This window comes from Allobosea sp. 67-29, from assembly GCF_001898115.1.
GTDB lineage: Bacteria > Pseudomonadota > Alphaproteobacteria > Rhizobiales > Beijerinckiaceae > Allobosea.
Genome location: NZ_MKSQ01000023.1, coordinates 1 through 9,603, shown reverse-complemented (window position 1 = coordinate 9,603; position 9,603 = coordinate 1). Strand labels below are relative to the sequence as shown.

The 9,603-nt window shown below is 66.0% G+C and carries 12 protein-coding genes and 1 tRNA gene; 3 read left to right on the top strand and 10 right to left on the bottom strand.

Annotation, left to right across the window (positions count from 1 at the left end; all coding sequences use genetic code 11):
• Window positions 1–32: 32 nt before the first annotated feature.
• Window positions 33–1,157, top strand: a complete 1,125-nt coding sequence (locus BGO20_RS16980) for a hypothetical protein (protein ID WP_291660336.1) — start codon at window positions 33–35, stop codon at window positions 1,155–1,157.
• 86 nt (window positions 1,158–1,243) lie between these two features.
• Here the strand turns inward: BGO20_RS16980 and BGO20_RS16975 are convergent.
• The 3 genes from BGO20_RS16975 to BGO20_RS16965 form a co-directional block, all read right to left on the bottom strand.
• A tRNA-Ile gene (locus BGO20_RS16975) sits at window positions 1,244–1,319 on the bottom strand.
• Between the two features lie 117 nt (window positions 1,320–1,436).
• Complete coding sequence (locus BGO20_RS16970; protein ID WP_291660334.1) at window positions 1,437–3,845, bottom strand: methyl-accepting chemotaxis protein; 2,409 nt, start codon at window positions 3,843–3,845, stop codon at window positions 1,437–1,439.
• Window positions 3,846–4,115: 270 nt separating this feature from the next.
• Complete coding sequence (locus BGO20_RS16965) at window positions 4,116–4,535, bottom strand: acyl-CoA thioesterase (protein WP_291660332.1); 420 nt, start codon at window positions 4,533–4,535, stop codon at window positions 4,116–4,118.
• A gap of 41 nt (window positions 4,536–4,576) precedes the next feature.
• Between BGO20_RS16965 and BGO20_RS16960 the strand changes: the two genes are divergently transcribed.
• Window positions 4,577–4,699, top strand: a complete 123-nt coding sequence (locus tag BGO20_RS16960; RefSeq protein ID WP_299858400.1) for a hypothetical protein — start codon at window positions 4,577–4,579, stop codon at window positions 4,697–4,699.
• Here BGO20_RS16960 and BGO20_RS16955 read toward each other — a convergent pair.
• The 3 genes from BGO20_RS16955 to BGO20_RS16945 form a co-directional block, all read right to left on the bottom strand.
• Window positions 4,681–5,934, bottom strand: coding sequence for an MFS transporter (locus BGO20_RS16955; RefSeq protein ID WP_291660330.1), 1,254 nt, complete (start codon window positions 5,932–5,934; stop codon window positions 4,681–4,683). The two genes, BGO20_RS16960 and BGO20_RS16955, sit on opposite strands and share 19 nt — an antisense overlap.
• 171 nt (window positions 5,935–6,105) lie before the next feature.
• On the bottom strand, window positions 6,106–6,666 hold the full coding sequence (locus BGO20_RS16950; RefSeq protein WP_291660327.1) for a type 1 glutamine amidotransferase domain-containing protein: 561 nt from the start codon (window positions 6,664–6,666) through the stop codon (window positions 6,106–6,108).
• Between the two features lie 82 nt (window positions 6,667–6,748).
• A complete protein-coding gene (locus BGO20_RS16945) occupies window positions 6,749–7,036 on the bottom strand; it encodes an HlyU family transcriptional regulator (protein ID WP_291660325.1) in 288 nt (95 codons plus the stop codon).
• 233 nt (window positions 7,037–7,269) lie between these two features.
• On the opposite strand from BGO20_RS16945, the gene BGO20_RS16940 reads away from it, so the two are divergent.
• Window positions 7,270–7,521: a DUF2798 domain-containing protein gene (locus BGO20_RS16940; RefSeq protein ID WP_291660323.1), complete on the top strand. Its 252-nt coding sequence runs from the start codon at window positions 7,270–7,272 to the stop codon at window positions 7,519–7,521.
• A gap of 3 nt (window positions 7,522–7,524) precedes the next feature.
• Here BGO20_RS16940 and BGO20_RS16935 read toward each other — a convergent pair whose 3' ends face one another.
• The 4 genes from BGO20_RS16935 to BGO20_RS16920 form a co-directional block, all read right to left on the bottom strand.
• Window positions 7,525–7,947, bottom strand: coding sequence for a secondary thiamine-phosphate synthase enzyme YjbQ (locus BGO20_RS16935; protein WP_291660322.1), 423 nt, complete (start codon window positions 7,945–7,947; stop codon window positions 7,525–7,527).
• A 7-nt stretch (window positions 7,948–7,954) separates the two neighbouring features.
• Window positions 7,955–8,566 (bottom strand): LysE family translocator, encoded by a 612-nt coding sequence (locus BGO20_RS16930; protein WP_291660321.1) that lies wholly within the window; start codon window positions 8,564–8,566, stop codon window positions 7,955–7,957.
• Window positions 8,567–8,661: 95 nt separating this feature from the next.
• On the bottom strand, window positions 8,662–9,210 hold the full coding sequence (locus BGO20_RS16925) for a T6SS effector amidase Tae4 family protein (protein ID WP_291660319.1): 549 nt from the start codon (window positions 9,208–9,210) through the stop codon (window positions 8,662–8,664).
• 227 nt (window positions 9,211–9,437) lie between these two features.
• Window positions 9,438–9,603 (bottom strand): sigma factor-like helix-turn-helix DNA-binding protein (locus BGO20_RS16920; protein WP_299858530.1); only part of this gene is annotated, 166 nt, incomplete at its 5' end.

Here is a 9,603-nt window from a genome sequence, read left to right as displayed (position 1 = left end):
GGATTTTCGCGACGCCTTTCACGGAGGGATGAATGCCTGATCCGGTGAAATTCTTCGTTTCCGCTACGGCAACCTGCCTGTCGATCTTCTTGGCCGCAGGAGCCTCCGCTGCCCCTGCCGCAACACTCAATGGCACCTATGCCGCAAATGACGGCAGCACGCTGCTCGTCGAGGAAGTTCCCGTAAACGACGGTCAGAGGCTCACTCTCGTCCTCCGTGGCGTCGAGCTATCCGTCTGGCGCAAGCACGCCGACGACGTCTTTCGGTATCGGCATGATGGATGCGATCTGGCAATCGTCACGACAGGTGCCGGCGACACCCAGGCATTCTCGGTCGATGCCGGTGGTCATTGCGCCGGGAAAGACGCGCCCTTCCGGAATCTCAGCATTCGCTATGAACGACCGGCCCAAGCCGCCTCCGGGACGGTCCAGCTTGCCGCAAGGGACGGTCGGGAACAGGGCCGGGAGCTTTCTCGAAATGGAATTTTCGAACTTCAGTTCAGGCTGAACCAGCTGGGTTTCGATGTCGGCGAGCCGAACGGGTCACCGACGGCAAGGACGAGAAGCCAGGCCGCCGCGTTCGCCGGCAAAACCGGTCAGTCACAACGCCTCGATGCCGCCCTGCTGGAGCGATTGCGGCAGGCAGCAGCCAATATCGAGGGCTGGAAGCGCCCCGATGGAACGATCAAGCTACTGCTCTTCACCGACGAGGGAACCCCGCTGATGATGGCCCTTGAGAATTGGGGTCTGATCTTCAAGTCGAACGCCCGCACCTTCGTCCGCGACCATGACCGGGACGGCCGTCCCCTCTACGCTCAGCGTTTCGACGTGCGCCAGATGGAGCGTCGCCTGGAGATTGGCCTCGCTCCATGGGTCACTTTCGGATTCCGGATGCATTTCCCCACGCCGCCGAAAGGCGAGCGCGTCGAAATCGAGGAGACGCTGACGCGCCCCGAAATCGCCAAGGACGGCAGTGTCGAGCGCAAGACGACGGTCTGGAAAGTGCCTTTCCTCTCCCGGCCGCCGTTCGATCCCTGGTACTGGTACAGCAATCCCGAAGCGGAGGCCGACACGCGCCTGGAAGGCGCGTGGGTGATGAGCCTCGGCCAAAAGGGCCGTACGCTGCTGTCGCGCAGCTTTCAGTTGCGGCGGCCCTAGGCCAGCGCGGGACAGGTCGGATCGGGCGTTGAAATCCGCCGCTGATATCTGCGGCGGAGCGTCCGACCAGGACGTGCGGTAGAGATTGGTGGGCCGGGCCGGACTCGAACCGGCACCGGCGCTGTTATGAGCAGCGAGCTCTAACCATTGAGCTACCGGCCCACACTTCGCCTAGCATCGGGATCGCCCGGCGCGCAAGCATAGCGGAGGGGGTCCCGAAATGCGGCAGGCCCCGCGGTCGCCCGCGGGGCCTGCTCGGTTGTCTTCGCGCAACCCGCGTCAGGCCGCTTCGGAAAGATCCTGCTTCGCCTCGTGGCCGCCGGCATGTCCTTCCCGGAACTGGAAGCGGGCGATGTGTTCGGTGAGGGCCCGCGTCTGCTCGTCGGTCAGCGCCAGCGCCGCGTTGGTCTCCTCGACCAGCGCCGCATTCTGGTGCGCCATGGTGCCGATGCCGTCGATCTCGGTATTGATCGTCGAGACGTCGCTGGCCTGGCTCTTCGCCGTCTGGGCGATGCCGTTCATCAGCTTGGTCAGTTCGTTCACCGAGCCCATGATCGCGCCGAACATCGCCGAGGTCTCCTCGACCAGGCCGACGCCGACCTTGACGTCGCCATGCGCCGCCTCGACCAGCTTCTTGACGTCGTTCGAGGCATCGGCCGAGCGCTTGGCGAGGCTGCGCACCTCGGTCGCGACCACCGCGAAGCCCTTGCCGGCATCGCCGGCGCGCGCCGCCTCGACCGCGGCGTTGAGCGCCAGCAGGTTGGTCTGGAAGGCGATCTCGTCGATCATCGCGATGACCTCGGAGATTTTGCTGGAGGATTGGCGGATGCGCTGCATCGCCTCCAGCGCCGAAGCGACGACCTTTTCGCCCTGCTGCGCGCGTTCCTCGGCTCCCTGGGCCATGCCGGTCGCCTGCGCCGCCTCGCTCGCGGTCTTCTTGACCGTACCGGCGAAAGCGCCGAGCTGGTTCGTCGCCATCGACACGGCGTTGCTTTCCTCGCTGGTCCGCTCGGCGAGGTCGGTGACGCCGTCGAGGATCTCGCTGGTGGCGCTGCGCACGGCCGAGACGGTCTCGGAAAGGCGCGCCAGCGTGCCCTCGAATTCCTCGGCGAGCGCATTGGTGCCGTCCTTCAGCTCCGCGAAGGCGCCCTGATACAGGCCCTCGATGCGGGTGGAGAGGTGGCCGGCGGAAAGCTCGGCGAGCACCTCGCAGGTCTCGGATAGCCCGGCCTGCACGGTTTCCAGCAGGGTGTTGACTGAGTCCGCCAGAGCATTGAGCTCCGCATCGGCGAACTGGGCCGCGACACGCTGGCTGAAGTCGCCCGCGGCGGCGGCCACAACGACGACGCCGAAGGCCTCGCCCAGTTCCTGCATCATCTGGCGGCGCTGCTCCTGGGCCCGCTTCTGGTCCTCGACCTTGGCCTCCTCGGCAGCGCGCAGCGCGACCGCATTGTCGCGGAACAGCAGCACGCTCTTCGAGATGTCCGAGATCTCGTCATTGCCCTTGGTGTCGACCACGGTCTCCAGAGCGCCGTCCGCGATCGCCTTGGTCGCAGCCCACAGCCGGTTGAGGCGTCCGACGATCATCGGCCGGACATAGAAGAAGCCGAGCGCCAGTGCGATGAGGAGCGAACCTGCGCCGATGCTCCCGAGCCAGAGCCGGCTCTGGTCGATCAGGGCGCCGGTCGAGGCACCTGCGGCCTCCGCCCCGGTATGGGCCGTGGTGACGAGCTCACCGACCTCACGACGCACCGCATCGGCCGCCTGCTGAGTCTCCTTCAATCCGGCCTGGATGGCGGCGCGCGTCTTCAGGTCGCGCTCGCGGATCGCGATCAGCCCTTCGGCGCCTTCGCCGAGCGCGATCACGGCATTGACCGCATCCGCACGCGCCGGATTGGGCTGAAGCTTCTCGGCCTGCGCCAGGAAACCCCGGACTTGGCTGAGGATGGCGGTGAAGCGCGCCTTGCCGTTGTCGAGCGCAGCGCGGTTCTCGATCTGCGAGATCTCGCGGAGCAGGCCGACCAGCTCACTCACCTGCAGTTGCAGCGCCTGCGCCGTCTGCAGCGCGGCGAGGTCCTTGTCGATGATGTTGGAGAGCGCCTCCTCGACCTCCTTGCCGGTGAGCTGGGTTGCGCTCGCGATGTTCATCTTGACGTTGAACTGGGCATCGCCGGTCTCGAAATCGGCGAGCGCCGTGAAGCCTTCGCGGGCCTTGGAAAGCTTCTCGAGCGCCTTGGTCTGCTCGGTCGCGTTGCGCAGACGGTCCCCGGTCAGATCGTTGATGTCGTTGATCTGGCGCGAAAGGCCGTCGATCGCCTGTTGCGCCTTCGCCTGGTCGACCTTGCCCTGCTGGCTGATGCGGCGCAGCAGATCCATCTGGCGGCCTTCGACCTTGTCGAGATCGGCCGTCAGCGCCGAGCGCTCCTGGACGGTCTCGATCTCGCTGAAGCGGGCGGCCAGCGCCGTCGACTGCGTCGCCGCCTGCGACAGTTCGAGAGCCAGCTCGACGACAGGCATCTTCTGCGTGACGAGATCGTCGACCGTCGCTTCGACGCGGTTGTAGGAGAGCCAGGCCACCGTGGACGACACCAGGGTCAGTGCCGTCAGCGTGCCCAGTGCCGCGTAGATCCGGGCCGCGATGCCGATGCGCCTCGGCTTGCGCTCACGCGCGGGTCTGGCTTTCGTCATGAAGTCGTACTCCGGGAAACACGCAACACAGGAGGAGGATTTCAGAAACGGAAGCCTGGTCCGGCAGGTATCGATGCCGCGCATTCGGCGCAGAATCCCCCGCCCGCCCGGCCGGAGGGGCCGGTTGGCAGGTAGGCCTGGCAAAATCGGACGGACATGCATTCACCCCGGACCGGTTTTCCGGTCTTGTCGGGCGGCACTATCGCCGGCCGCTTTTAAAGAACGCTTAAAATGGATTCTTTTGAATCACCGGGCCGAACCGGTACTTCATCAGCCGTTAGGATTTTCGGGCAGCTGCGGCACCGGCCGTGGCCGGCCTTCCTCGTCGATCGCGACGAAGGCGAAGGTCGCTTCCGTGACCTTCTCGTGCAGCGTCGTGCGGAAGCGCTTGGCCCACGCCTCGATATGGATGCGCATCGATGTCCGGCCGATCGATTCGATCTCGGTATAAACGCTGAGGACATCGCCGACCTTGACCGGCCGGATGAACGTCATCGCCTCGACGGCGACCGTGACGACGCGGCCCTGTGCCCGGTCGACGCCCGCGATGCCACCTGCCTGGTCCATGCGCGACATCACCCAGCCGCCGAAGATGTCACCGTTCGAATTGGTGTCGCTCGGCATGGCGATCGTTCGCACCGTCAGTTCGCCGCGCGGCTGCTCATCCGGGGCTTCGGCTGCTTGGGTCATTGTCGTCTCGTCGCCTCGGGATCGGGAATCCGGAGGCGATGATGGCGGGCGCCGCCACAGCCGGCAAGCGGCGCTCGTCCTTGTCCACGCTCGGAGTCGAGCCAGGCGGCAAGGATCCGGAGGGCCATGTCTGGTGCTTCGGCACCTATCGCCCGACGGCCTGAACCGCCGGCTCCGGCTTCGCCCGCGTCTTCAGCATCAGCCAGCAGACGATGCTCAGGTTGATCAGGTTCCAGGCAAGCCCGTTGAGGAAGGCCATCCGATACGAGCTGAAATAGTCGAAGATGACGCCGGAGAGGTAGCCGCCGGTGGCCATGCCGAGCACGGTCACCGACATGACGAGCCCGATCCGTACCCCCGCCTGCCGCGCCGGCAGGTATTCGCGGATGACGACGGCATACATCGGCACGATCCCGCCCTGAAACAGACCGAACAGGCCGCTGACGATGTAGAGCGACGAAAGCCCGTCGAACCAGAGATACAGAAACAGCGCCACGCCCTGCATCAGCGAGCCGAGAGCCAGCGTCGCCGTACCGCCGATGCGGTCCGCCACGAAGCCTGAACCGATGCGGCTGACGATGCCCAGCAGCATCATCAAGGAGAGCATCTCGGCGCCTCGCGCCACCCCGTAGCCGAGATCGCCGCAATAGGCGACGATGTGAACCTGCGGCATCGCCATGGCCACGCAGCAGGCGAAGCCCGCGAGGCAGAGAAGGGCCTGCAGTTGGTTGGCGCTCAGCCCCAGGTCGCTACGTGCCCCGGCGCTGTGGCTATCGGCGTGGGCGAGCGCCGCCGCCGTCGGCTGGCGGCGGAAAAAGGGTGCAAGGGGCAACATCACGACCAGCGCGGTGACGGCAATGCCGAAATGGGTGACGCGCCAGCCGTAATGCGCCAGGCCCCAGGTGATAACCTGTGGCCAGACGACGCCGGCAAGGTAGCTGCCGGAGGCGCCGCAGACGACGGCAAGTCCGCGATGCCTGCGGAACCAGTGCGACAGATCGGAGATCAGCGGGGAGAAGCCGGCTCCGGTACCGAACCCGATCAGCAGGCCATGTGCCAGCGCAAATTGCCAGAGAGAGTGAGAGAGGCCGGCGGCGGCGTAGCCGGCCGCGAGCAGCAGCGCCCCCATCACGATCGGCACCATGATGCCGTATCGATCGGCGATGCGGCCCATCGCGATGTTGCCCGCGCCGAAGCCGAGCATGGCGAGAGTGTAGGGCAGGGTCGCACCGGAGCGCAGCGTGTCGAACTCGCCCTGCATCGCCGGCAGCACTACGACGACCGACCAGGAGCCGACGCAGGCGACGGTGCCGATTACCAGAGCCACGGCCAGCCGCAGCCAGGCATAGGGGGAATCGGGCTCGTAGCGCCCGGCATCGCTCGAAAGGCCTTGGATCATGCTTCCTCGACGGCCGCTTCTCGGCGGCCTGATGCGAGGATTAGCAGCGCGACAGGCCGGCACAAGCGCTTCCGGCGTATGCCTGTCGCGCTTGTGCCGGCATGGCTCGTCAAAAAGCTCCCGCCAAGGCCGACGGGCGCCGCGGATGACGATGATCAGGCTTGTTCTGCCTCAGGCCGCCTGCCGCGAGTGCCGGCCCTCGTTGATCTCCTCGGCGATCTTGGCGACGAAGGCCGGAAGATCGGCAGGTTTCCGCGAAGTCACGATTCCCTTGTCGGTGACGACCTCGCGATCCTCCCACAACGCACCCGCATTGATCAGGTCCTGCCGCACGGTGGGCCAGGAAGTCACCTTTCGCCCCTTGGCGATACCGGTGTCGATCAGCAGCCAAGGCCCATGGCAGACCGCTGCGACGGTCTTGCCCTGTGCGAAGAAGTCCTTGATCAGCGCAAGCGCCTTGTCGTTGCCGCGCAGCGTATCCGGGTTCATCTGCCCGCCGGGCAGCACGATGGCATCGTAGTCGACCGCGCTGACTTGATCGAGCGCCTTGTCGACCTTGACGGCGCTACCCCAGTCCTTGTGCTTCCAGCCCCTGATCTCGCCGGGTTCGGGCGAGACGATGTCGACACTCGCCCCAGCCTTGCGCAGCTCGGCATGGGGCACGTCAAGCTCCGATTGCTCGAAGCCGTGGGTCGCGAGAATCGCGATCTTCTTGCCGGTAAGATCCTTCATGGCATCCTCCTGAACGTTCGTGTGTTCAGGAAACGGACCGGCTCTCGAAGCGTTCCCGGTCAAAAGGTCGCGCCGCTCGGCGTCAGCGGAAGATGCGCTCGCCTTCCATGTCGACGATCTGCTGGCCTTTGGTCAGGGTGAAGTCGGCCGCCTCCGCCTGCCCGGGAAAACGGTCGGCGCGGATGAAGCGATAGCTCTTGGCCTCGCCGTCGACCACCTTCTCGATGATGCCGCAGAGCTGGTACTGCCCGCCTTCCTGATAGGGCGTGGCATGGATGGTGAAGCCATTGTGCTCGATGCTTTTCACCGGGCCCGCGGGCTTGTCCTCGGCCTGCTTGCGGCCGCCGAAGAGCGATTTCAGGAAGGACATGCGGTTTTCCTCCGGCGGGTGACGACGCGATGGCCGAGAACTAACCCCGCCAGTCCGCCCTGCCAAGCAGCCATCCCGAACGGAAGCCCGTTGCCAGGCACGCGAGCCTCGCGTAAACGGTCTCCATCGGGCGCCGAGCCCGTTCGTAAGCGTCTCACGTCAGGCAACGCATCCTCCCCGGCCCGGCCGTCAGGATGCGCATCGGATGGCCTGCCGCTTACGAAAGCACCCCCATGTCGAATTCCACTTTCCGCCGCCTCCCGGCCCGCTATGGCGCGGTCGTGATGCCGTTCATCCTGTCCGTGATGATGACCTTCGTCGTCTCGGGCATCTCGACGGTCAAGGCTCTCGGCCTCGACGGCGAGCTGCTGCGGGTCTGGCCCGTCTCCTGGGCGCTGTCCTGGCTCGTCGCGTTTCCGACGCTGCTGCTCGTTCTTCCGCTCGTCAGGCGGCTGGTGGCGCTCGTCGTCTCCCCGCCCGCCTGAGTCTCAGGCGGCGAGATGCGCCACCACTTCGCGCCGATGCGGCGCCTGGCGATGCTCGAACAGATAGATGCCTTGCCAGGTGCCGAGCGCGAGCCTCCCGTCTATCACCGGGATCGACAGCGACACCGGCGTCAGCGCAGCCTTGATGTGGGCCGGCATGTCGTCCGGCCCCTCGGCACGGTGGACGAGGTAGTCCATCGCCGGATCATCCGCGGACGGCACCAGCCGGCGGAAGAACGCATCGAGATCGCGCTGCACGTCGGGGTCGGCATTTTCCTGGATCAGCAGCGAGCAGGAGGTGTGCCGCACGAACAGCGTCAGCAGTGCCTGCGGGTGATCGCCGGCGCGGACGAAGGCTGCAACGCGGTCCGTGAACTCGTAGAGCCCCGGGCCGCGCGTCTCGATGCTCAGGATCGTCTGGCGCATGGCTGCGTCAGCGCTCGGTCAGGGCCAGCTTCGCGCCCAGAGCGACGAACGCCGCCGCGAAGCTGCGCCTGAGCCAGGCCATCACCGCCGGACGGCTGACGACCTTGTCGCGCATCGCCGCCGCGAACAGCCCGTAGAGAGCGAAGACGACGAAGGTCATCGCCATGAACACACCCGAGAGTTCAAGCATGCGCGCCAGCGGATGAGCCTCCCCGGCCGCGATGAACTGCGGCAGGAAGGCCACGAAGAAGATCGAGAGCTTCGGATTGAGCAGGTTGATGGCGATGCCGTCGCGCAGCACGCGCCAGGCCGGACGCGTATCCGCCCCGGTCTCGACCTTCAGCGCGCCATGTTCCCGCAGCGTCTGCCAGGCCATGAACAGCAGATAGGCGACGCCGGCATATTTCACGACGGCGAAGGCTAGCGCGCTGGCATGCAGCACGGCCGCGATCCCCATCAGCGCCGCCATCAGATGCGGCAGGATACCCAGCGTGCAGGCGAGCGCAGCGATGACACTAGCCCGCGGCCCGCGCGTCAGCCCTGCGGCGATGGTGTAGATCGCGCCGGTGCCGGGAGAGGCGACGATGATGAGCGAAGTCAGCAGGAACTCGATCGACATGAGGGGGGCTCCCGAACCGCGCGCCGGTCCAGCAAGCCCGCTTCCGCCGTCGAGATCAAGTCCTCCCGCTCAGAGCCGCGGCAGCCTGCGGCCGGCTAGCGGGCCTGCCAGAAATAGAGCTGTCCCTCGTGATTGTTGCCCGAGATCATCAATCCTTCCGCCACCATGGCGGCCCCGTTGAACAGGTCCCAGTGGTCGCCGGTCGTCCTTTGCAGGAAGGGAAACGAGAATCGCTTGTCGCCGGGCGTCTGGTAGCAGTTCTCCAGATAGAGCACGCCCTTCCTGCCGATCACCGACTTGGCAGCCTGGTTCGATACGCCCTGCACGTCGGGCTTCCCATAGGCGCGCAGCACGCGGGGCAGCAATTCGGAGGCCCGGATGAAGAATTGCGCGCTGAGCGGGCGTGGCGCAGCCCCGCCGAATGCGACGGGAACCGGAGCGCCGCGCAAACCCGGCGCCGAGGAGAACGAAGCCTTTGCACCCGTGAGGCTGGCGACGGTCGCATCGTCCTCGGAAGGCGTCAGCCGCAACGTGTAGCCCATGCAGATGGCACAGCGGTTCGTCGCCTCCCCGATCGCGGTCTTGGCCCAGGGGCGAATGGTGGCGAAGCGCTCCTCCAGCGCCGAATAGGCAAAAGGCAGCATGGAAATCTCCGGAACAATCGGAACGATGCGAGACCCGAACGCGCCGTTGGTCGCGCGCTCGACCGGCCTGAAACTGGCGGGCTCGGAAGTCCGAAACATCATCCGATCGTGGGATGGTCGCGCTGCCGGCGCCGAAAAACGGCTCTGCCGGAGGATTGCCGCAAACCTGCATCGCAAGGCCCGATCTGCGGCAACAAAAAAGGGCGCCCGAGGCGCCCTTTCTGATCTCAGTTATCCAGGAAGCTCCTGAGCTTCCGGCTCCGCGACGGATGCTTCAGCTTGCGCAGAGCCTTCGCCTCGATCTGTCGGATGCGCTCGCGGGTGACGCTGAACTGCTGGCCGACCTCTTCGAGGGTGTGGTCGGTGTTCATGCCGATGCCGAAGCGCATGCGC

What these genes read in the sequence shown, in the direction of transcription:
- BGO20_RS16980 (WP_291660336.1), top strand. Translation starts at nt 33, where the DNA reads ATGCCTGATCCGGTGAAATTCTTCGTTTCCGCTACGGCAACCTGCCTG.
- BGO20_RS16970 (WP_291660334.1), bottom strand. Translation starts at nt 3,845, where the DNA reads ATGACGAAAGCCAGACCCGCGCGTGAGCGCAAGCCGAGGCGCATCGGC.
- BGO20_RS16965 (WP_291660332.1), bottom strand. Translation starts at nt 4,535, where the DNA reads ATGACCCAAGCAGCCGAAGCCCCGGATGAGCAGCCGCGCGGCGAACTG.
- BGO20_RS16960 (WP_299858400.1), top strand. Translation starts at nt 4,577, where the DNA reads ATGGCGGGCGCCGCCACAGCCGGCAAGCGGCGCTCGTCCTTGTCCACG.
- BGO20_RS16955 (WP_291660330.1), bottom strand. Translation starts at nt 5,934, where the DNA reads ATGATCCAAGGCCTTTCGAGCGATGCCGGGCGCTACGAGCCCGATTCC.
- BGO20_RS16950 (WP_291660327.1), bottom strand. Translation starts at nt 6,666, where the DNA reads ATGAAGGATCTTACCGGCAAGAAGATCGCGATTCTCGCGACCCACGGC.
- BGO20_RS16945 (WP_291660325.1), bottom strand. Translation starts at nt 7,036, where the DNA reads ATGTCCTTCCTGAAATCGCTCTTCGGCGGCCGCAAGCAGGCCGAGGAC.
- BGO20_RS16940 (WP_291660323.1), top strand. Translation starts at nt 7,270, where the DNA reads ATGTCGAATTCCACTTTCCGCCGCCTCCCGGCCCGCTATGGCGCGGTC.
- BGO20_RS16935 (WP_291660322.1), bottom strand. Translation starts at nt 7,947, where the DNA reads ATGCGCCAGACGATCCTGAGCATCGAGACGCGCGGCCCGGGGCTCTAC.
- BGO20_RS16930 (WP_291660321.1), bottom strand. Translation starts at nt 8,566, where the DNA reads ATGTCGATCGAGTTCCTGCTGACTTCGCTCATCATCGTCGCCTCTCCC.
- BGO20_RS16925 (WP_291660319.1), bottom strand. Translation starts at nt 9,210, where the DNA reads ATGCTGCCTTTTGCCTATTCGGCGCTGGAGGAGCGCTTCGCCACCATT.